We start from the raw sequence: 22,883 nt of genomic DNA, 5'->3' as shown, positions 1-22,883 counted from the left end.
CCCATGGGATATCTGAATAACGTCACGGGTTATCGCGATGATTTACTGGCTAATCGCGCAATTGTAAAACACGGTAACTTTGCCCTGCTAACCCCGGACGGACTGGTTAAAAATATCATTCCGGGTTTTGAAAACTGTGACGTCACCATCCTCTCAACGCCAAAACTGGGCGCGTCATTTGTTGACTATCTGGTGACCCTACACCAGAACGGCGGCCACCACAGCGGTTTTGGCGGCGAAGGTATTGAAACGTTCGTGTATGTTATTTCCGGCAAAATTGAGGCGAAAGCGGAAGGTAAAACCTTTGCTTTAACCCAGGGCGGATATCTGTATTGCCCGCCAGGTGAACTGCTCACCTTTAATAATGCCCAGACAGAAGACAGCCAACTGTTTTTATACAAACGCCGTTATACGCCGGTGGCAGGCCATTCACCATGGCTGGTCTCCGGTAATGCCAACCAGTTAGAACGTATTCATTATGAAGGCATGGATGACGTAATCCTGCTGGATTTCCTGCCTAAAGAATTAGGCTTCGATATGAATATGCATATTCTGTCATTCGAACCCGGCGCCAGTCATGGTTATATCGAAACGCATGTACAGGAACATGGGGCTTATATTCTCTCAGGTCAGGGCGTTTATAACCTCGATAACCAATGGATCCCGGTGAAAAAAGGCGACTACATCTTTATGGGCGCGTACTCCCTGCAGGCGGGTTACGGCGTGGGGCGTGGTGAAGCGTTCAGCTATATCTATTCCAAAGATTGCAACCGGGATGTTGAGATTTAACGGCGAACAGCCCGCCTGATAATTTTTTATTTAGCTATGTTGGGTTTTGCCACGGTTAACACCGTGGCTTTTTTTATGCTTAACGCAGATTAATCGCCTGACCGAGCTTCATCGCGCAAGCAATATTACGCGCACAGTGATAAAGGTTGGTTTCACCACTCGCCAGCACTTCCGCCAATGGCGCGAGTCGCGGCAAAATACTGAATACCGCATCAATACCATGATCGTGAACCACCTCCACACCTTCCCCCAGCACCCCGGCGATACCAATAACCGGAACATGATGCTGCATAGCAACAGAAGCAACACCGATTGGCGCTTTTCCCCCGACCGTTTGCGAATCAATACGTCCCTCGCCGGTGATGACCAGCGATGCATCTTTGATGGACTGCTCCAGTTGAACGGCCTGCAGCACAATCTCAATCCCTGGTTTCATGATGGCCTGCAGAAAGATAGCCGCAGCGATGCCCATTCCACCCGCCGCCCCACCGCCCGCAACCTGAGATACATCCTCACCGGTCAACGTTCGCAGCACATGCGCGTAGTTGAGTAATCCTTCTTCCAGTTTCTCAACCATTTCCGGCGTCGCCCCTTTCTGCGGACCGAATACTCTTGCCGCGCCACGCGGGCCAACCAATGGGTTATCCACATCACAGGCAACTTCGATCCGACATGCTGTCAGCCGCGGATCGCACTGTTGCAGGTCAATGCTCGCGAGGCGAGATAAGCTACCACCTCCCGCCCTCAATGATGTCCCTTGCACATCAAGGAACCGCACGCCTAGCGCCTGAGCCATGCCCATGCCGCCATCAACTGTCGCACTCCCGCCGATACCGAGGATAATATGACGAATACCGGCATCCAGCGCATGCCGAATCAGTTCGCCAGTCCCGTAACTTGATGCCAGCAGTGGATTACGCGCCTGCGGTTCGACCAACATCAGTCCACTCGCCGCGGCCATTTCAATAATGGCTGTCTTTCCATCACCGGTCAGGCCATAAAATCCCATGACCTTTTCCCCCATCGGCCCACAGACCTCCAGCGAGACCACTTTTCCACCTGTCGCCGCCACCATGGCATCCACGGTCCCCTCCCCACCATCCGCAATTGGTAAACAAATGTATTCTGCATCCGGGAATATGGCTGAAAATCCAGCTTTAATTGCCTGGCAGCATTGGTCGGCGCTTAAGCTCTCTTTAAACGAATCTGGCGCAATTACAATTTTCATCATTAATCCTTTTTCATCCTGTTATTTAATGCGTTCCCATGGAATGAGGTTTTCCATAAGCACTGCCAGTAAGATCCCCACCAATAAGCCATTACTCAGTAATGGCCGAATAGCCAGTGGAAGATCTTGTAAATAAACCGGAGGCAGCCCCATCAAAAAAATCCCCACAAACAGCGGGAGTGCCAGCCGATAAATATTTCGTGCGGTAAATGTGATTTGCTGGCTGAAAACCAGACCGGAATAGAGCAACGGCAGATAAGAGACCAGCATAACGGCACTGCTGATTGCCAGTGGAATGGCGCAGAATAAGCGGGTTAGCGGCGTCACTATCGCCACCAATAAACATAATACGCTGCCATAAATAAATGATTTTCGCGAACTGTCGCCAGTTTGTGTTAACAGCCCGATAGAGGAGACAAAAGGTGAAAATGGAATCACGGCAAAAGGCACTGTCACCAGCGTCATAAAACCGGAAATGATAAAGCTACGACGATAACGCGAGCTGCTGGAGCCTTGATGCGCATAAAAGACGTCCGTGCCGCGCACCGCGCCATAGGTATTACTGATATTCACCAGACCGGTAATAACCGCCGTCAGGATAATACCGGGTAACAGCCTGCCATGACTGCCTAACGGGAACCACTGCCAGCTTAATTCACCAGACGGCAAAGACGTTGATGGAAAGCACAATCGCCAGAGTCCCCATCCCACTACCGCCCCCACCAGCAGGGCATAACGGGAGATCCGCTGCGGTAAAAAAATGATCATCGCAAGGATGAAGCACATCACGCCAACCGCCAGGCTAAAAGGCGCCAGTTGAATTTTGACGCTGGTGTCAGCAATGCCAAAAGGCAATCCCAACATGCCCTTAAAAAAGATAGTGGTGAGCTGAGCGCCCAACAGCAGCATAAAAAAGACCATCACCGTTGGGGTAAATAGCCGGGCCAACCGGTGTCCTAAGCCGCTAAAGCCGATAATCATCGTCAGCACAGCGGAAATGACAATCCCGACGCTCAGACTGGTGGCGATATCATTGAGCGGTGTCCCGCGTGACGCCTCAGCCAGGGTAATTGTCAAAATGGTGCCCCACCATAAACCGGTCGGACCTTCCATAATGGCGCGACGATGGCCACAAATAACCTGCGCAAGGCAGGCCAGCGATGTCGTGAAAAAAGCGTATTGCGTGAGCATTAACAGATTGCTCGCGGGGAGATGAAAAGCAGAAACCAGCGTTGGGGGGACCACGACCGTATTGCAAAAAATAAAGAAAAACCACTGAAAGCCAGATAGCAAACTTTCGCGGTTAATAACAGGAAGCATATTCATACCTTAAAATAGAGAATGCCCGCCAGCATGACGGGCATTAATTCACATCACATTATTGTTAATGTTTAAGGATAAATTGACCTTTTGGCGCTACCGGGAACCCCTGCTCGATGTCATAGATAACATCCCCGCGAAGAATAGTTTTCGTAATGCGCGCGCCAATCATCCGGCCAACATACGGACTGACCTTGTGGCGATATTCCAGGTCTTCGTTTTTCAGAACATATTTGCTGTCCGGTTGAATAAAGACGAAGTCAGCATCTTTACCCGGGGCAATACGTCCTTTCTGCTTCAGGCCGAAAATATCTGCGGCGTTGGTTGCCATCAATTTAGCGAATAGCGGCAGCGACATACCGCGTTTTTGCACGGCCTCATCAAACATGACGTCCATACAGCTCTGCAGCCCGGCAATGCCGCCCCACGCCTGCATGATATTGCCAGCCTTCATTTCTGGTGGGCATGGCGAGTGGTCGGAAACCAGGCAGTCAATCTCACCATTGAACAGTTTTTCCCACATGCCTTGTTGATTCTGTCGATCGCGGATCGGCGGAGAACATTTTGCCAGCGTGCCAATCTCTTCAAACTGATCGGTATCCAGCACAAAATAATGTGGGCAGGATTCGCAGGTCACATCCTGGCCTTCCTGACGGGCACGAGTCACTTCTTCCACGCCTTCCGGGCTGCTGATATGGCAAACGTGCAGGCGGCAACCAGCGACTTTCGCCAGATACAGCACGCGGCGAATAGCTTCCACCTCAGTGAAAACCGGACGTGAAGCCACATAATCATGTGCCGTCACTCGGCCTTCGCGTTTAGCTTCCTCGCCAAGCTCGTCGCAAATGAGCGCATTTTCGCAATGCACCAGCACCGTCTGGTCCATTTCTGCTAACTTCTGCGCGCCTTTGTAGAACTGCCAGTCGTTAACGTCACGGAAGTCATTGTCGATTTCGCGATCGCCACAGGTAGCAACGAAGCATTTGAAACCGACGACACCGACCTCATCCAGCTCGTGCAGACGATCAAGGTTGTAAGAAACCAGACCGCCAAGCTGCGCGGCATCAATGGTCAATTTGCCTTTTGCCGCATCAAATTTAAGTTCGATGGTTTCACGATCTACCGTCGCGGGCAGCTGGTTGAGAGGCATTTCGATCATTGTGGTAATACCACCTTTTGCCGCGGCACGCGTTCCGGTCTCATAGCCTTCCCAATGTGTACGTCCCGGCTCAGAGATATGTGTATGCGCATCAACCATGCCCGGTGAAACCACCAGACCTGTCGCATCTATTACCTGCTTTGCCTCACCCAGATTCTCGCCAATGGCGGCGATTTTTCCTGCCTGGACGGCAATATCAACAATACGAGCTTCATTTTCTAAAATAACAGTACCGTTCTTAATAATTAAATCAAAAGACATAACGAACTCCTTGTATGGATACAGATAGTTTTTATAAATAACGCACGCTTAAACTTACTTTTACTGATTTCGTTACAACTGGCTTGTCGCTTTTTGTACCGCGCCAGGTTGTCCAACCGTTCTTTTTTTCAGTAAGGCATATGCCACAAATGCGACAATAACCCCAACAAACCACGACACTCGCGATAATGGCTCGAGGAATGGAATAAACTTTCCACCCAGTGAAAGAATTACCGCCACTAACGTTACGGAGAATGCAGTCAGGTTAAATCCATTATCATAATATTGGTAATCACCGCTGGCGGTATATAATTCATCAAGATTAATCTTGCCACGCATAACGACAAAATAATGCGCTAACATAACACCGATAACAGGGCCGAGCATACCGCCAATGATATCCAGAAACAGATAAATACTGCTCTGATTTTCCATGAGTTTCCATGGACAAATCAGTAAACTAATAATACTGGCAATCAATACACCATTTTTATATGTTAGTTTTGTTGGCGCAATTGCGGCAATCTGATAACCAGCCGGGATTATATTACCCGTAGCGTTTGTTGAGATTGTGGTCATCAGAATAACTAAAACCGCGAAGAAGGAGGCAAACAGACTGTCCCAACGCTGTACGATATCCAGCACATTCCAGGTATCCGTTCCATAATGAATACTGGCACCGGCAATAATACACACGCTGGCAATCGCAAATAACACGTACGCGACAATAAGACCCAGCGTCTGGCCTAACGCCTGTTCACGAAATGAGTGGGCATTTTGCGTAAAGTCCGATGCGCTCACCGCCGGAGCAGCCCATACGGCAACCACGGCGTTAATCACTACCAGGAACAGGAATCCGCTGTTTCCCGCTTTTTGCACACCGCCCGGAATGTAGTCCATAATGGAGCCAATCCCTACCAGGGATATAGCCCAGATAGCCATTCCGCCAAAAACGATATAAATGCAAGGATTCAGGATCGCAGTAAATTTATTTAATACTTTACCGCCGCCAAAACCGATACCGACGTTAATCAGCCAAAAGATAATAAATGTGATTAACCCCGGCAGGGACAACCCCAGTAATGTAAAGTCACCGCCCAGCGTTAAAAAACCAGGCCATATCTTGCCAATCAGAATAAGAAAAGCCAGCGATCCGGCATAACATTGCAGACCGAACCACATAATTGCAGCAATCCCGCCTCTTAATAATCCCGGGAAAAGCGCGCCACGTACGCCATACGAGCCACGCAGAATCATTGCAAAAGGTACACCGTATTTACTTCCGGCGGCGCCGTTCATAACCATGACTAATGCAATAAACAATGCACTAATAATAATAGCCAACATAATACTGAATGTGGACAGCCCGAGAATGAAAAAACCGCCAACCATAACGTAATTAGGTACGTTATGTACTGACCCCATCCATAAAGTAAAATAGTTAAATGTTTTCCAGTTTCGTTGTGCTGCCGTTTTTGGTAATAAGTCGTCACTATAACCACGTTGTTGGTATAGATCTCTTTGATGTTCCATAAATCCCTCTTGTCACGTATCGGATAACGTTGTAATGGGTTTAGCTATGCGGAACAAAAACAATATATAAAGTAATGCAAATAGTTTTAATTATATTTTTATGCTGAAGCAGTAACTGGCGTTGCTTTCTTTTTATATAACGTCACGCCGGCAAAAATAAGCGTTCCGGTAACAACCAGACAAGCAGAGATGACAAAGCTTATCTCTTTTGAGCCAGTCAAATCGGAAATAAATCCGGTTAACGTTGGCGCAATAACGGCTGAACTCATACCAAAGAAGTTAAACAGGCTAAATGCTCTGCCCAGCGTTTTCGCCGACGCCTGCTCTGACACGAAGGAGATCAGGATGGGGTCCACCGCCATTTTTCCCAGTAAACCATACAGGGTCAGGCTGACCATCAACATCGTGGTATTCGGCGATAACACCGTAAACACCAGCATTGCGGCGGCCATAATTTCCAGCCCAAGAATGACTTTGACTTTACTGTTACGGAATTTATCGGACAGATGGCTGAAGAACAACGCACCGGGAACCCCCACCACGGCGACCAAAGCCGAGGCAACCCCAATCGCGCCACCATCAAATCCCCTTTCAGTCTGCAGATAAGACGGAAGCCAGGTCACAATCAGGTAATAGCCATAACAGGTACAAAAATAGAGGAAGTAGACGCTGCATAACAGACCCGAAAACAACGGCGGACTTTTCTCTTCTGTCATCGTTGCCGTCTGCGTTTTTTGCTCTGACACCGCCGTTTCGCTTTTTGCCTTACCGCGGATAACCAAAGTAAATACGCACAACATCACCACCAACACAGCCGCAACCAGGAACAACACGTTTTGCCAGGCCATGCTCATACTTTTAACCAACACGCTGGAGCCGATCAAACCGATCCCCATCCCAATCGCAGAGCCGCTATTAATGATGGCGTTTGCCAGTGCCCGGCGAGCCTGTGGGACATTTGCCGAAGAGAGGGAATACGCTGAACTAAAGAAAGAGGCGCAGCCCGCTCCTGCCATCAGCGAACCGGCATAGATCATCACCAGTCCAGTGGCTTTTGCGATACTGAGCGTACCAATAATAAAGAGCGTAAACCCACACATCAGCATAATTTTCTGGCCAAGCTTATCGACCAAAATTCCGCAGGGAATTTGCATGCTGCAATAGGCGAAAAAATAGAAACTGGCGATGGCGCCAATTTCAGCATTGCTGACATTGCCCAGGGAAGCCTGAATCTCAGGATAAATAGGGGTTAATACGGTGCGATAAATCCATATCGCTACCCAACCCAGACTCATTACGACGACGATCTTCTTCCAGTATTCAATACCGGATGTATTTTTTTCACTCATGACATGCACCTTTCCAAAGTGTGTCTGATTAGAATGTATCGCTGCAGGATTGCAGCGATACCAACGATCATGACAATTTATGATTAGCCATTAATTCCAGAGCCTGAACCATTGCCGAGTGATCCAACTGGCTTCCACCATTTGCGGCACAGGTATTAAATAACTCCTGACAGGTTGCCGTATTAGGCAAATTCAAAGAGAGCGCCTTGGCACTTTGTAATGCAAGGTTGAGATCTTTTTGATGCAATGCAATTTTGAAACCGGGATCAAAAGTGCGTTTAATCATGCGCTCACCATGTACTTCCAGAATACGAGATGAGGCAAATCCGCCCATTAATGCCTGACGCACGCGAACCGGATCCGCGCCCGCTTTAGAGGCAAATACCAGCGCTTCAGAAACGGCTTCAATATTTAAGGCAACGATAATTTGGTTAGCTACTTTACAGGTTTGGCCATCACCATTTCCGCCCACCAGGGTGATATTTTTTCCCAGAATATCAAAGAGCGGTTTAACCCTTTCAAATACATCAGGTTCACCGCCAACCATAATGGACAGCGTCCCTTCGCGAGCGCCAATTTCCCCACCGGACACGGGCGCATCCAGGTAATCCCCGCCGAGTTCATTAACCTGCTGAGCAAAACGCTTAGTTTCTATTGGAGAAATAGAACTCATATCGACAATGGTTTTTCCCTGCAATGCGGTTTTAGCGCATCCGTGTTCACCAAAAAGCACTTCTTCAACCTGCGGCGTATCCGGCACCATGATGAAGATAATATCTGCGAAATCAGTTACCTGACGCGCAGTTTCAACATTAACCGCCCCCAGTGACAGCAACTCTTCAGCCACAGGTCCAATGGTCGTGACATGTAATTGATGTCCAGCGCGAGCCAAATTAATCGCCATTGGCGATCCCATAATACCCAGGCCAATAAATCCCAGTTTCATTTGCAACCTCTTTTATATCTGTCGGTATTCCTGAATTCAGGCAAAACGATCTCCTTCCAACAGAGTGGAAAAAATAGTGTTGCCTGAAATTACTTACAAATTATCGATACTGATCAATCCACGATAATCCCGCTTCGGTGGTCGTCAGTGGCTTATATTCGCAACCTACCCACCCGTCATAACCTGATTTATCAATAAACTTAAAAATAAAGTCATAATTGATTTCCCCGGTCCCTGGCTCTCCGCGACGAGGGTTATCTGCAATTTGCAAATGACCTATTTTATTTGCCCACGTAGTCATGGTTTGGGTTAACTCCCCTTCCATGCGCTGCATATGATAAATGTCATACTGAATTTTGATATTATTGCATCCGACGCTATCAATTAACGCTAACGCCTGATGCGTACCGGTGAGATAGAAACCAGGAATATCAAAATGGTTGATCGGCTCAATCAGCAATAAAATATCATCTTTCGCTAACATGTTGGCCGCATAGCGGAGATTTTCCACCAGCGTTTGCTGGATCTGTTCAGCCGAAAAACCCGCCGGTGTTTTACCTACCAGGCAATTGATTTTTCTATTACCTAGCCCCTTTGCATAGCGAATAGCCGCCGCTACACCATCACGAAATTCTTCTTCGCGACCCGGAATACAGGCGATACCGCGTTCACCCGACGCCCAATCTCCGGCGGGGAGATTATGCAACGTATGCTCCAGCTTGTTGGTCAGCAGTTTTTCCTTTAATACGTCAATGTCGTAATCGTAGGGAAACATAAACTCTACGCCACGAAACCCCGCTTGCGCCGCTTTGTCGAAACGCTCAAGAAAACTGTATTCCAGAAACAGCATGGAAAGATTGGCTGAGAACCGTAACATCTGTCACCTCCTCTATTCATATTTCATAAAACAGGTTTCGGTTGGCGCATCAACTGCACCGTCTGCAACCTCTTCAAACTCGGTCACGTTATCCAGTTCGCTACCCATCGAGATATTGGTCACTCGCTCAAGGATCACTTCGACAACAACCGGAACACGATACTGCGCCATCAGGACTTTGGCTTGTTCAAACGCCGGAGCGAGATCTTCAGGTTTGAAGACGCGAATGGCCTTACAACCTAATCCTTCTGCCACTTTGACGTGATCGACGCCATAGCCGTTTACTTCGCTGGAGTTGATATTTTCAAACGCCAGTTGGACGCAGTAATCCATATCAAAAGCACGCTGCGATTGACGAATCAGGCCCAGATAGGCGTTGTTGACCAGCACATGGATGTAAGGAATGTTGAATTGCGCGCCCACCGCCAGTTCTTCAATCAGGAACTGGAAGTCAAAATCCCCCGAAATCCCGACGACGTTGCGTGTTGGATCGGCAACACAAACCCCTAATGCAGCAGGCAGCGTCCAGCCGAGAGGGCCAGCCTGACCGCAGTTGATCCAGTGACGCTCTTTGAACACATGCAGCATTTGCGCAGCGGCAATTTGTGATAATCCGATGGTGGTGACGTAGCAAACGTCGCGACCAAAGGCTTTATTCATCTCTTCGTAGACACGCTGCGGTTTCACCGGGACATTGTCGAAGTGGGTTTTACGCAGTAACGTCCGCTTACGCTGTTGGCATTCAGCAACCCAGGTATTCCGGCAAGGTAAACGTCCGGCTTTCTGCATTTCCTGAGCGACGTCAATCAACAAGGTCAGCGCGGCTTTGGCATCAGAAACAATACCTAAATCCGGGCACAGAACACGGCCAATTTGCGTCGGTTCAATGTCGATATGAATGATTTTTCGCCCTTCAGTGTACTTCGAGACGGAGCCAGTGTGACGGTTAGCAAAACGGTTACCAATACCGAACACCATATCAGAAGCAAGCAGCGTGGCATTTCCGTAGCGGTGTGCGGTTTGTAGCCCTACCATGCCGGCCATTAACTCATGATCGTCAGGGATACATCCCCAGCCCATCAACGTGGGGATAACCGGTACATGGGTCAGCTCCGCAAAACGTTGCAGCAGTGCGGAAGCATCAGCATTAATCACCCCGCCCCCTGCGACGATGACCGGACGTTCCGCCTGGATCAGCATTTCCAGCGCTCTCTCAATTTGCTTGCGGCTGGCGGCAGGTTTGTATACTGGCAAAGGCTCATACATGTCGGGATCGAATTCGATTTCTTCAACCTGGACATCAAAAGGCAAATCGATCAGCACCGGGCCAGGGCGACCTGAGCGCATGACATGGAATGCCTGCTGTAAAACCCGAGGCAGCAGTGCCGCTTCACGTACCGTTACCGCCATTTTGCTGACTGGTTTAGCGATAGATTCAATATCGACAGCCTGAAAATCTTCCTTATGCAGGCGGGCACGAGGCGCCTGACCAGTGATACATAAAATAGGAATAGAGTCGGCAGAGGCGGAATACAGTGCAGTGATCATGTCAGTTCCTGCCGGGCCAGAAGTGCCAAGGCAGACGCCAATGTTGCCTGCTGCGGCACGCGTATAACCTTCCGCCATATGGGAGGCGCCTTCAACGTGGCGAGCCAGAATGTGACGGATGCCGCCGTGATTACGCATTGCGGAATAGAACGGGTTGATTGCCGCTCCAGGCACGCCAAATGCGGTGGTGATACCTTCTTTTTCCAGCACATACATTGCCGCGTCAACGGCTCTCATTTTTGCCATTTTCTTTCTACCTCTATTTATTGGAAAATTTTTCCAACTTTAAAAAAATCCAAAAAAGTCCCGCTCCTCTGAGCGGGTTGCGACTTAAGCTACGGGTGCTTTTAACCCAAGCGCCGTACTGATATCTCGTGCTGTATCCCGTACCAGCTCCCCCTGACTAATAAAACGATCTTCCGTCAGTCTGGATGCGGGCCCCGAAATAGAGATGGCAGCCACTACACTGCCTGCATCGTCATAGATAGCCGAAGCGATGCAATTCAATCCAACAACATGTTCTTCGTGATCAACGATATAGCCATTCTCGCGCGCCTGTTCCAGATTACGCAGCAGAGTAGGAAAATCCACCAACGTATTCGGCGTAAACTGCTGCAAACCCGTTTTCACGACAATGTCCATTAACTCTTCTTCCATCAGCGGATAAAGCAGTGCTTTCCCCGCGCCGGAAGCATGCAACGGCATACGGCTGCCCAAAGGTGCACACATCCTGACCATCGATTTGCACTCCTTCTGGCCAATCAGCACCGCTTCAGTGCCATTACGAATCGCGACATTCACCGTTTCGCCTGACAGCAGCATTAATCGGTGCATAAACGGTCCGGCTACCGACAGGACGTCGCGATTATGAATATACGCGGAGCCCACATTGAAGACGCCTAAACCGATGTGCCACCAACCTAACTGACTGTCCTGATAGACAAAATCAGCACCCTGTAAAACCTTTAGCAGGCGAAAAGTCGTGGAGAGCGGTAAATCCAGACTGCCGGAAATATCGCTGACTGACGAACTCCCCCCACTTCTTTCGAGATACTGCAAAATCGCAATGCCTCTTTCGAGCGCCTGAGCGCCTTTCTGCGCAACCGGCTCCGTCTGTCCAGGCCTGCCGCGCCGTCTTACTTCCGTCTCCACTACATTTACTCCGGCCCAAAATATGAGCATAAACAATGAACAATATGCTCATATTAAGCAAGAAGGCCAATAGCGTCACGCAAAACAGAGTTCATGTGCCGGGATACGTTCAACATCGCAATTATCGCTACCACCACGATCGACCGTCAGAAAATCGGTCACGGTTTGCCAGGCAAACAGCGGATGATGCCAGACGTTTCGGTGGTAATTCACACCCTGTTGACCATTGGTGATAAAGGCTTTTAAGGTGGAAAGATCGGGTTTGTCCTCACCAAGCGCGACAATCACCACAAACGCTTCGCCCTTCATGGGCATAAATGCCTGGGTGCCCAGCGGGTGGCGCTCCAGTTCATGCACAATAATAGGCATCGTTGCCGGTTGCGCGCGGTTAATGCTGATGAGCGTACGGTCCTGCTCAAGGATCTCCACATTAGCCAGATCGTGATAACGTTCAACCACCCCATCATTGATATGAAAAAAATCACGTTTATGGGTTTCTATGACATCGCCATAGGCGCTGAACGTGTGCTGATTTAACGGTAATACCTCAAGTTTCATCATCTTTTCCTTGTAACTGAATTCCTCTGAACCGCAGCCAGAACTCTTAGCGGCTTCAATATCATGCAATCTAAAACCTTCGGGATTTAACATCAACACAAAAGTTGGAATATTTTTCCAAAATTCGATTTAGACCACAATTTAAACAAGGCCATTATGTAAAAATACTTATAAATCAGAGAACAAGAAATCAGGCTTGCGGAAGAGCATTCAGGGAGTAGCTGACGATGTTTGATCCAGAAACACTGCGTACTTTTATTGGCGTAGCCGAAACAGGGAGCTTCTCCAGGGCGGCGGATCGCTTGTGTAAAACCACGGCCACCATCAGCTATCGCATTAAGCTTCTGGAAGAAAATACCGGGGTTGCTCTGTTCTTTCGCACCACCCGCAGCGTTACGTTAACCGCCGCGGGCTCGCATCTTCTTTCTCAGGCAAAAGACTGGCTCGCCTGGCTGGACAGCATGCCCAGCGAATTACAGCAAGTGAACGACGGCGTAGAGCGGCAGGTGAATATCGTGGTCAACAACCTGCTGTATAGCCCGCAAGCCGTCGCTCGCCTGTTATCCTGGCTTAACGCCCGCTATCCCTTTACTCAGTTTCACTTTTCCCGGCAAATCTATATGGGCGTCTGGGATTCACTGCTATATGAAGGATTCTCTTTGGCCATCGGCGTCACGGGTACTGAACCAATGGCCAACACCTTTACCCTCGATCCTTTGGGGTCTGTTCAGTGGCGGTTTGTTATGTCGGCGAATCATCCATTGGCAGGCGTCAGTGGTCCATTAACGGAAGCGCAGTTGCGCCGTTTTCCGGCGATCAACATTGAAGACAGTGCGCGCACCCTGACCAAACGGGTCGCGTGGCGGCTTCCCGGTCAAAAAGAGATTATTGTCCCGGACATGGAAACCAAGATTGCGGCGCATCTTGCTGGGGTGGGTATCGGCTTTGTTCCGCAACCGCTGTGCCAGCCATTGCTTGATAACGGGCAACTGGTCAGTAGCATTATTCCTACCATGCGCCCCCCTTCGCCCTTAAGTCTCGCCTGGCATAAGTTTGGCGCAGGTAAGGCTGTGGAAGATATTGTGACGTTATTTACGCAACGAAAACCAGAAATCGCCGGATTTTTAGCAATTTTCAACAATGCACGCGATTGAAAATCAAGTCATCCTGCTCTTTGGCGCGTAAAATGATACGCAAGATGATTTGAGGTTTCGTTTTTTACTATGCAAGACACACAAACAGCACAGGACTATCGCGCGATTCTGCTCGCCGGTACGCCTATTATCGATGTACGCGCCCCCGTCGAATTTCAACAAGGCGCGATGCCGGGCGCGGTCAATCTCCCCTTAATGAACGATGACGAACGCGCCGCAGTCGGTACCTGTTATAAACGTCAGGGGCCTGAGGCTGCGCTCGAATTGGGCCATCAACTGGTCTCGGGTGAAACCCGCCAACAGCGCATGAACGCCTGGCAGGATGCCTGTCGTCAACACCCAAAAGGATATTTATGCTGCGCGCGAGGCGGTCAGCGTTCACATATTGTGCAGCAATGGCTGCACGAGTCCGGCGTTGACTATCCGCTGATACAGGGCGGTTATAAGGCTCTGCGCCAGGCGGTCATACGGATAACGGAAGAATTGGTGCAAAAACCGATCGTCTTAATTGGCGGCTGTACCGGGAACGGTAAAACGCAATTGGTACAACAGCAGCCGAACGGTGTGGATCTCGAAGGACTGGCGCACCATCGTGGTTCCTCGTTTGGACGTACCGTGGAACCGCAGCTAAGCCAGGCGAGTTTTGAAAACCTGCTGGCGGTCGAAATGCTCAAAACGGACAGCCGACAGGATTTGCGCCAGTGGGTACTGGAAGATGAAGGCCGCATGATCGGCGCTAACCATCTGCCCGAATGCCTGCGCGAGCGCATGACCGAGGCATCCATTGCGGTGGTGGACGATCCTTTTGAGCTTCGTCTGGAGCGCCTGCGCGAGGAGTATTTCGTGCGCATGCACCACGATTTTACCCAGGCTTATGGTGAGAGCCAGGGCTGGGAGGAATACAGTGAGTATCTGCACCACGGCCTGTTCGCTATTCGCCGTCGTCTGGGATTACAGCGTTTTGCCGAGCTGACCGCCCTGCTTGACGTGGCTCTGCGCGAACAGCAGTCGACGGGCAGTACCGACGCTCACATGGGCTGGCTGGTGCCGTTACTCAACGAGTATTATGATCCGATGTATCGCTATCAACTGGAAAAGAAAGCCGCGAAAATCGTCTTTCGCGGCACATGGCACGACGTTGCCGGATGGCTTAACGCGTAGTGATCAATGTCTGTCGCGCTTATCCGCGCGTTTTGCCAGCCAGTCGCCCAGCACCTGGACGACCTGCACCAGAATAATCAGCGCGACAACGGTGACGATCATGACCTGGGTTTCATAGCGGTAATAACCAAAGCGAATCGCCAGGTCACCTACCCCACCGCCGCCGACAATCCCGGCCATCGCGGAGTAACCGATCAGGCTCACCAGCGTGATCGTCAGCCCACGCAGCAGTCCCGCGCTCGCCTCAGGTAACAGAACGGTGCAAATGATGCGCATCGGGCTGGCGCCAAAAGCTTCCGCCGCCTCAATAATGCCTTTATCCACTTCACGTAGCGCGCTATCCACCAGCCGGGCATAAAAAGCGATCGCCGCCACCGAGAGCGGGACCGATGCCGCAATCGGCCCGATGGTGTTCCCGAGCAAAAACTGGGTGAGCGGTAGCAGCAGCACCAGCAGGATCACAAACGGTACCGAGCGGATAATATTCACCAGCACGGAGCTGAGCAGATACACAAAACGGTTCTGCCAGAATAAATGCCGGTCGGTGACGAAAATAAGAAAACCGAGCGGCAAACCGCCAATAATCGCCAGCACCGTTGAGATGCTCAACATCTGGAAGGTTTCATTAAACGCCAGCGTCAAATCAGGCAATAAATCATCCACGAATCACCTCCACTTGAGCAGTACGTTGACGAATATGTTCCACGGCGATATCCACCGCAGAAGGGTTATGCGGCGCGGTCAGTTGCACCACCAGAATCCCCAGCGCGCGTTCGCCGATATATTCAATTTTGCCGTGCAGAATGTTCACCGCCACGCCAAACTTAACCGCAACTTCTGACAGCACAGGCTGTTCCGCCGAATCGCCGATAAAAAGAATTTTCAGCAACTGGCCGGGCAGATGCTGGCGCAGACGTTCAGGTAGCGTCAGATTGAGGGTATGCGACACCAGTTGTTGAGTAAAGGCGTGCTGCGGGTGAGCAAAAACGTCAAACACCTCACCGGACTCCACCACCTTGCCGCCTGACATCACCGCCACGCGATCGCAAATCGATTTGATCACGTTCATCTCGTGAGTGATCAGCACGATCGTGATCCCCAACTGTTGATTGATCTGCTTAAGCAACGCCAGAATCGTGGCCGAGGTTTCGAGATCTAACGCGGAAGTGGGTTCATCACACAGCAACACATCCGGATGATTGGCAATCGCACGGGCAATGCCCACGCGCTGCTTCTGACCACCGCTGAGCTGAACCGGAAAACGGTTCGCCTTATCAGACAGTCCGACCAGCGCCAGAATCTCCTTGACGCGTGGAGCAATCTTGCTGCGTTCCCATCCGGCAGCTTTCAGACTAAAGGCGACGTTTTGCGCCACGGTGCGGGTATGCATCAGATTAAAGTGCTGGAAAATCATGCCAATACGCTGGCGCGCTTTACGTAACTGAGTGCCTTCCAGCGCAGAAATTTCTACGCCGTTCACCTTCACGCTTCCCTGGCTCGGACGGGTTAAGGCGTTCAAGGTGCGCAGTAGCGTACTTTTCCCCGCGCCGCTGGTTCCGACAATACCAAATATCTCGCCCGCGCCAATGTGCAAGCTGACATCATCAACCGCCCGGGTTGAGGGTCCACGGCCTGCGGTAAAATCCACGCAAACCTTTTCTATCTCAATCATATCCACCTCAGAAATGCGAAAAGGGCAGTCGCCGCTGCCCCTGTTAACCCTTGCATGCAGCGATTATTGGGCTGCCGACATCCATTCCGGTTTCTGGAAGGCGCTGTAGATGTTTTGCGGATCGTCGATCACCGCGCGATACGCCGGGGACTTCACCGCTTCAACAATATCTTTCGCGAACGGTTTATCCGCATCTTCACTGCGTACCGCAATGATATTTTTCAGATTTTCGTCCAGATGCTCTTGCTTGATGGCGCTGGAAAGATCCAGTTTTGCCGCCACGGCAAAGTTACCGTTGACCAGCGCGCCGGTCACACCGTCCAAAGTGCGCGGTAGTTGTGCTGCTTCCAGGGGTTTAAACACCAGCCCTTTCGGGTTGCTGGCGATATCGCGCTCGGAGGCTTTCGTAGGATCGATATTGTCTTTGATGGTGATAAGGCCAATGGATTGCAGGAAACGCAGACCGCGGGCCAGGTTGGTCGGATCGTTGGACAGCGTGATCACATCCCCTTTTTTCAACTCATCCAGGCTTTTGATTTTGTGCGAGTAAAACCCCATCCCGGCCGTCGGGACCACAATCAGCTTGCTCAGCTTTAGCCCTTTATCGGCGGTGAATTTGTCAAAATAGAGCGAGTGCTGGAACAGGTTGGCATCAATGCTGCCGTTGGAAAGCGCCATATTCGGCTGCACGTAGTCGCTGAATTCGCGCACCACCACCTTGTAACCTTTCTCTTTCAGCGTAGGGGCAATGGCCTGTTTCACCATATCGCCGTACGGCCCAGGCGCGACGCCAAACACGATGGTATGCGGGTCACTGTTCGCATGAGCAAATTGTAAACCGCAGGCCAGTAACAGCGCCCCGGTCGCAACGCGTAAACTCTGACGCAATCCCATATTTTCTCCATTTTAACGTTGTGGTGTCATGTCTCACGCCGTTCATGCGGCGTTGTTCTCGTTGGCCTGATAACAGGCAGATTTCTAACATGACACAGATCACAACCCGCTGTCCTTGAAATTATTTCATGATGTTGCGAAGTATGTCGTTGAATGTGCAAGGAAGGTGCTTATGCGTTTTTCGGCAAGGGAGAGTAAAAAAACCGGATAACGCCCTGGTTACCCGGCTTTGGAAGGGAAATTGACTTAGAAGTCGTAACGCAGACGCACCAGGTTCATATCGCCCAGGTTGTCGGTGCTGGAGGTAAAGACGTGTTCGTAATCCACACGGAAACCGTAATCCAGCTGGAAGCTGATACCCACACCGTTGTCGGTACGCAGATAGTTACGACCATTCACGTACTCGATGCGATCTCCCATAAAGTAAGGCTGAACAGATTTCAGCGCATACTGACCAACCGGGAAGGTGTAACCTGCGAAGTATTCCAGACCCCACGCATCACCGGCAAAGTAGTCATTAACCGAAACTTTTTTGGTGGTCATGAAGTTTTGATACCAGCCGCCGCCCATTGAGAAGGTCCAGTTATCCGGTTTCCAGCTCAGTGCGGTACCGACGATGTTTTGATCGTAGGTTTTGTTGCCGTCGCCGCGCATTTCCGCACGGGTATAGTTCCACGCGGTGCCCCAGGTCAGGTCATCAGTGATGTGATAATCCACACCCAACGAGCCGCCGCCTTTACGCTTGTAGCGCAGGCCGTTGTTCGGGTTGTAATCATCGCTGAACAAATAAGATGCATAGAGATCAACATCACCCACCGTTTTCTTATACTTCAGCGATTTACGTGTACGATAGGAACCGTCATAGTCGCCATTGATACCGTTACCTGGCGCCTGACCGATCATATCGTAGTCCCAGATATCCGTTTTCGCCCCGACCACGTCATAGTAAATGCTGTTCTGTTGACCGAAGGTCAGCGTACCCCAGGTCGCGCTCTTCAGACCGGTGTACAGCATACGACGCGTGGTGTCGTTGGCGCCGTCAGCGTAGTGATTATCCCAGTTGAACATGGCCGGGAAGTTAACGCCCAGCTCGTAGTAGCTCACCCAACTGATGTCATCAAACAGATAGTAGTCTGCGGCGAAGCGGAAACGGGTCCCGCCGTCGAAACCATTACGTTTGTAGCCATTCTTACCATCGTCACCGGCCATATTCTGGAACTGCGGACGAATACTACCGCCGACGGTGAAGTTAAGACGGCTGAGCGGATCGCCCGCCTGCGGATCTTGTTTCAGGACCGTGATTTCCGCCTGGGAAGCGAAAGTCGTTAATGCCACTGCTGCGCCGATCGATACCGCCAGCGCCGTTTTTTTTATAGTCATTATTTGTACCTTGATAGATAGCCTGCCAATTATTCAGCATACAAATATTAACGTTTATTAATACACTCGTGTTGTCGGGTTTTTATTGTTCTGTGCTGTTAAATATCAAGGAGTTATCAATTTGTGCTACATAGAAAAAAAACGCACCGATTTAAAAACCGGTGCGTAATCATCACTGACAGGAATTAACTACTGAACTGACGGAACAGCGCTTTACCTTTTAGCAGACGTGAACCGAGCCATCCGCCGCATAGAGAGAGGAGCAATGCCCCACAAAGCGGCAACACAACCCACAGCCGCCAGTCCGGCTCCCACGGGAAGTCAAATACGCGGGTTTGCAATACCGCCAGCGCGGTTTCCGCACCGATGGCCGCCACCAGCCCGGCGACCATCCCGAGCATAGCGAACTCGCACCACAGCGTGGTACGCAGCAATTTCTTGCCTGCTCCCAGCGTGCGCCAGACCACCAGTTCCTGATGACGTTGACGCATCCCCACCTGAACCTGCGCCAACAGCAACAACATGCCGCAGGCGGTAACCAGCACCACCATCACTTCCAGCGCTCTACTTACCTGCTCCAGCACCTGGCCCACCTGTTTGAGGATGGCGCCAATATCCAGCAGGCTGATGGTCGGGAATTCGCGGTTAAGCTGCGTCAACATGCCGTTGCCGTTCTCCCAACGAAAGCTGGTTAACCAGCTCTGGGGCTGATCGTCCAGCGCCCCTGAAGGGAAAATAAAGAAGAAGTTAGGCCGCAGGCTTTCCCAGTCCACTTTACGCAGGCTGCTGACCGTGGCGCTGAAATCCTGGGTATCGCCCATAAAGGTCACCCGATCGCCGAGCTTCACGTTTAGCCGCTTCGCCAGCCCTTCTTCCATCGACACTTCACCCGCTTTTGGCGGCCAGCTTCCGGCGGTTATCGGGTTATGATCCGGGCGGGTATCCTGCCAGGTCAGATTAAGCTCACGGTTAAGCGCCTCATCCTGATTGCCTTCGGTCGGCTTATCGTTAATGGCTGTCAGACGCGCCCGTACAATCGGATAGAACGATTCCGGGATCACCTGATGTTCCGACAAAAATGACTTCAGCGGTACAACCTGCTCACTGGCAATGTTGATCAAGAAATAATTGGGACTTTCTGGCGGCATTTGCTGCTGCCAACGGTCGAGCAGATCGCCACGCAGCACCAGCAGCAACGCCAGCAGCATAAAGGAAAGTGAAAATGCCGACAGCTGGCTGAGCGTTGACCACGGCTGGCGCAACAGTCGACTGACCGCCAAACGCAACGGCAGCGAGGTGAGCGTCAGACCACGCAGGACGTTGAGCAGCATCCAGCCGAGCACGCCGCACACCAGCGCCAGTACCACCGCCCCGGCCAGCACGGCCCATAACAGCAGGCTTCCCCCCATCAGTCCAGCGAGGAGGACGACCACAACGACCAATACTACCGGCAAATAAAACTTCAGCGGCCAGACGTTTGCCACCACGTCACGGCGTAACACACGTAGCGGCTGCGTCGCCAGCAGTAGCCGATAAGGACGCAACCCGACCAACAGCGAAATTACCGTCATAGTGCCTAAGGCCCACAGCCACGGCCAGGGGCTGGCGGGCGGCAGCTCGCCGGGCAGGACCGGCTTGAGTAACACCACCAGTGCGTGCTCAAACAACAGCCCAAAAAGCCCACCGGTAATACCAGACAGCGCCAGCACCATCAGCCATTGACCAACAATCAACCTACGCAGTTGCGCTCTGCCCGCGCCGAGGGTTTTCAGTATAGCCACCAGATCGTAACGGCTGCGGCAATAATGGCTCATCGCCACAGCAACCGCAGCGACCGCCAGCAGCAGCGTTAACAGCGCCGACAGCAGCAGGAACTGTTGCGAACGCTCCAGAGATTTCCCCAGCGCGCCTTCATCCTGCTCCAGCCCGTACCAGCGCTGTTCAGGCTTTAGCTGCGGCAACAGCCATTTTTCGTACGCGTCCACTTGCTGCGGCGTTCCGCCAAATTTATAGCGCCAGGTCACGCGGCTTCCCGGCTGGACCGCCGCCGTTTTTTCGACATCCGCCATGCTCATCATCAGGCGCGGTGCTATCTGGAATGGATTAAAACCGGAGTCCGGCTCCTGCACCACCTCTCCGGCGATGTGCAGCGTGGCATCACCGACGTCAATAGAATCACCGATTTTTAGATTGAGCAGCGCCATCAGGCGCGGGGCCAGCAACACCATGCCCGGCTGTGGTTTCAACCCCGGTGGATTAGTTTGTAACGTGCCGTACATCGGATACACGTCATCCACCGCTTTGACATTCGCCAGCTGCGGTGTATCACGGGCAAAAGTCATGGTCGCAAAAGTCAGTTGCTCGCCGACTTTCAAACCCCGCTGCCGCGCCTCGTCAATCCACGCTTTCGGCACGGTACGCGAACTTTGCAACGACCGATCGCCCGCCATAAACTCGCGGCTTTGCTGGCTCAACCCTTTTTCCATACGGTCGCTGATATTCCCCAGCGCCAGAACGCAGGCCACCGCCAGGCTCAGCGCCAGCCAGACAATCAGTAGTGAAGGCGAGCGCCATTCGCGCCAGAACCAGCGTGCAATCATGCCTCCTCCTGCAACTGTCCATTCACCAGACGTAAGCGCCTGTCGCAACGCGCCGCCAACTGCGGGTCATGCGTCACCAGAATCAGGGTGGTGCCGTGTTCCCGGTTCAGAGAAAACAACAGGTCGGCTATTTTGTCTCCGGTCTGGCGATCGAGGTTGCCTGTCGGCTCATCGGCAAACAGCACATCCGGACGCCCGTTAAATGCCCGCGCCAGCGCCACGCGCTGCTGTTCCCCGCCGGAAAGCTGGGCCGGAAGATGATCCAGACGTTTTCCCAGCCCAAGTTGCTCGAGCAGCGTTTTTGCCCCGTCGCGGCTTTTTCCGCTGTTTTCACCACGCAACAGCGCGGGCAGTTCGACGTTTTCCAGTGCGTTCAGGGTCGGGATTAACATGAATGACTGGAAAACGAATCCCACATGTTTTGCCCGCAGCTGTGCCCGGGCTTCTTCATCCATGGTATGTAGCGCTTGCCCCACCAGACTCACTTCACCGCTGGAACCATCGTCCAGCCCGGCGAGGATCGCCAGCAGCGTGGATTTCCCCGATCCCGACTCGCCAATCAGCGCAATGGTCTCGGCGCGTTTGACAACCAGTTCAACTCCGGTAAGGATGGATAGCTCATGATCACCCTGACCGACGGATTTCTTAAGATGATGAACTTCAACAATGTTTTCCGCTGGCATTGGCCTTTCCTGTTCCTGGTCCTGTTAACTTTCCGCGCCGCCGCTGCGGACACGTTATTAATTCTGGGTGACAGCCTGAGCGCCGGATACCGTATGTCCGCCAGCGCCGCGTGGCCTGCGCTACTTAATGATAAATGGCAAACCAAAACGCCAGTGGTGAATGCCAGCATCAGCGGCGACACCTCGCAGCAGGGCCTGGCCCGTCTGCCTGCATTACTCAAGCAGCACCAGCCGCGTTGGGTACTGGTCGAACTTGGCGGCAACGATGGCCTGCGCGGCTTTGCGCCTGCTCAAACCGAACAAACCCTGCGCACGATTTTGCAGGACGTGAAAGCGGCAAATGCCGAACCGCTATTAATGCAAATTCGTCTGCCGGCAAACTACGGTCGCCGTTATAATGAAACCTTTAGCGCGATTTATCCAAAGCTCGCCAAAGAGTTTGATATCCCTCTGCTGCCCTTTTTTATGGAAGAGGTGTATCTGAAACCCCAGTGGATGCAGGATGATGGTATTCATCCTAATCGTGACGCCCAGCCGTTTATTGCCGACTGGATGGCGCAACATCTCACTCCTCTAGTTAATCACGACTCGTAATTCAACGGAGATCCCGACAGGTAAA

Annotated in this window: 20 protein-coding genes; 4 read left to right on the top strand and 16 right to left on the bottom strand. The window is 51.5% G+C overall.

Features of this window, described 5'->3' with window-relative positions; genetic code table 11:
- Positions 1-3: 3 nt before the first annotated feature.
- Positions 4-789 carry a (S)-ureidoglycine aminohydrolase gene (gene allE / locus FDX11_RS16940; protein WP_038638457.1) on the top strand — a complete coding sequence of 262 codons (786 nt, stop codon included), beginning with the start codon at positions 4-6 and terminating at the stop codon, positions 787-789.
- Between the two features lie 79 nt (positions 790-868).
- Here the strand turns inward: allE and glxK are convergent, their stop codons facing one another.
- From glxK to allA, 10 genes are all read right to left on the bottom strand, one after another.
- A complete protein-coding gene (gene glxK / locus FDX11_RS16935; RefSeq protein WP_042309979.1) occupies positions 869-2,017 on the bottom strand; it encodes a glycerate 3-kinase in 1,149 nt (382 codons plus the stop codon).
- A gap of 21 nt (positions 2,018-2,038) precedes the next feature.
- Positions 2,039-3,337 (bottom strand): uracil/xanthine transporter, encoded by a 1,299-nt coding sequence (locus FDX11_RS16930; protein ID WP_079225147.1) that lies wholly within the window; start codon positions 3,335-3,337, stop codon positions 2,039-2,041.
- Between the two features lie 64 nt (positions 3,338-3,401).
- Positions 3,402-4,757 (bottom strand): allantoinase AllB, encoded by a 1,356-nt coding sequence (gene allB / locus FDX11_RS16925; protein ID WP_137398267.1) that lies wholly within the window; start codon positions 4,755-4,757, stop codon positions 3,402-3,404.
- A gap of 72 nt (positions 4,758-4,829) precedes the next feature.
- Positions 4,830-6,290, bottom strand: coding sequence for a putative allantoin permease (locus FDX11_RS16920; RefSeq protein ID WP_137398266.1), 1,461 nt, complete (start codon positions 6,288-6,290; stop codon positions 4,830-4,832).
- Positions 6,291-6,388: 98 nt separating this feature from the next.
- Positions 6,389-7,639: an MFS transporter gene (locus FDX11_RS16915; RefSeq protein ID WP_038638443.1), complete on the bottom strand. Its 1,251-nt coding sequence runs from the start codon at positions 7,637-7,639 to the stop codon at positions 6,389-6,391.
- 67 nt (positions 7,640-7,706) lie between these two features.
- Positions 7,707-8,585: a 2-hydroxy-3-oxopropionate reductase gene (gene glxR / locus FDX11_RS16910; RefSeq protein ID WP_079225148.1), complete on the bottom strand. Its 879-nt coding sequence runs from the start codon at positions 8,583-8,585 to the stop codon at positions 7,707-7,709.
- A 100-nt stretch (positions 8,586-8,685) separates the two neighbouring features.
- Entirely contained in the window at positions 8,686-9,462 is a 777-nt protein-coding gene (gene hyi, locus FDX11_RS16905) for a hydroxypyruvate isomerase (protein ID WP_137398265.1), read from the bottom strand.
- A 12-nt stretch (positions 9,463-9,474) separates the two neighbouring features.
- The gene (gene gcl, locus FDX11_RS16900; protein WP_061381588.1) at positions 9,475-11,256 is read right to left on the bottom strand and encodes a glyoxylate carboligase; all 1,782 of its coding nucleotides are present in this window, start codon (positions 11,254-11,256) and stop codon (positions 9,475-9,477) included.
- Between the two features lie 84 nt (positions 11,257-11,340).
- Complete coding sequence (allR, locus tag FDX11_RS16895) at positions 11,341-12,192, bottom strand: HTH-type transcriptional repressor AllR (RefSeq protein WP_042309993.1); 852 nt, start codon at positions 12,190-12,192, stop codon at positions 11,341-11,343.
- Positions 12,193-12,237: 45 nt separating this feature from the next.
- A complete protein-coding gene (gene allA, locus FDX11_RS16890; protein ID WP_137398282.1) occupies positions 12,238-12,720 on the bottom strand; it encodes an ureidoglycolate lyase in 483 nt (160 codons plus the stop codon).
- Between the two features lie 227 nt (positions 12,721-12,947).
- Between allA and allS the strand changes: the two genes are divergently transcribed.
- Together allS and mnmH are read left to right on the top strand one after the other, a co-directional pair.
- Entirely contained in the window at positions 12,948-13,874 is a 927-nt protein-coding gene (allS, locus tag FDX11_RS16885) for an HTH-type transcriptional activator AllS (protein ID WP_042309997.1), read from the top strand.
- A gap of 69 nt (positions 13,875-13,943) precedes the next feature.
- Positions 13,944-15,035 (top strand): tRNA 2-selenouridine(34) synthase MnmH, encoded by a 1,092-nt coding sequence (gene mnmH / locus FDX11_RS16880; protein ID WP_042309999.1) that lies wholly within the window; start codon positions 13,944-13,946, stop codon positions 15,033-15,035.
- 3 nt (positions 15,036-15,038) lie between these two features.
- Here mnmH and FDX11_RS16875 read toward each other — a convergent pair whose 3' ends face one another.
- From FDX11_RS16875 to ybbA, 6 genes are all read right to left on the bottom strand, one after another.
- Positions 15,039-15,698 carry a methionine ABC transporter permease gene (locus tag FDX11_RS16875; RefSeq protein WP_003831085.1) on the bottom strand — a complete coding sequence of 220 codons (660 nt, stop codon included), beginning with the start codon at positions 15,696-15,698 and terminating at the stop codon, positions 15,039-15,041.
- The gene (gene sfbB, locus FDX11_RS16870) at positions 15,691-16,707 is read right to left on the bottom strand and encodes a virulence-associated ABC transporter ATP-binding protein SfbB (protein ID WP_042310001.1); all 1,017 of its coding nucleotides are present in this window, start codon (positions 16,705-16,707) and stop codon (positions 15,691-15,693) included. Before sfbB ends, FDX11_RS16875 begins: the two co-directional genes overlap by 8 nt.
- 63 nt (positions 16,708-16,770) lie before the next feature.
- Positions 16,771-17,601: a MetQ/NlpA family ABC transporter substrate-binding protein gene (locus FDX11_RS16865; RefSeq protein WP_038638419.1), complete on the bottom strand. Its 831-nt coding sequence runs from the start codon at positions 17,599-17,601 to the stop codon at positions 16,771-16,773.
- A gap of 246 nt (positions 17,602-17,847) precedes the next feature.
- Positions 17,848-18,981, bottom strand: coding sequence for a porin (locus FDX11_RS16860; protein WP_042310002.1), 1,134 nt, complete (start codon positions 18,979-18,981; stop codon positions 17,848-17,850).
- A gap of 185 nt (positions 18,982-19,166) precedes the next feature.
- A complete protein-coding gene (gene ybbP, locus FDX11_RS16855) occupies positions 19,167-21,581 on the bottom strand; it encodes a putative ABC transporter permease subunit YbbP (protein WP_137398264.1) in 2,415 nt (804 codons plus the stop codon).
- A complete protein-coding gene (gene ybbA / locus FDX11_RS16850) occupies positions 21,578-22,264 on the bottom strand; it encodes a putative ABC transporter ATP-binding protein YbbA (protein ID WP_038638411.1) in 687 nt (228 codons plus the stop codon). Before ybbA ends, ybbP begins: the two co-directional genes overlap by 4 nt.
- On the opposite strand from ybbA, the gene tesA reads away from it, so the two are divergent.
- Complete coding sequence (tesA, locus tag FDX11_RS16845) at positions 22,232-22,858, top strand: multifunctional acyl-CoA thioesterase I/protease I/lysophospholipase L1 (RefSeq protein ID WP_003021850.1); 627 nt, start codon at positions 22,232-22,234, stop codon at positions 22,856-22,858. The genes ybbA and tesA overlap by 33 nt on opposite strands.
- Positions 22,859-22,883: the final 25 nt, after the last annotated feature.

The organism is Citrobacter sp. wls714 (assembly GCF_005281025.1).
GTDB classification, from domain to species: Bacteria; Pseudomonadota; Gammaproteobacteria; order Enterobacterales; family Enterobacteriaceae; genus Citrobacter; species Citrobacter werkmanii.
The sequence above is the reverse complement of the archived record's forward strand: the minus strand, read 5'-3'. Positions and strand labels throughout refer to the sequence as shown.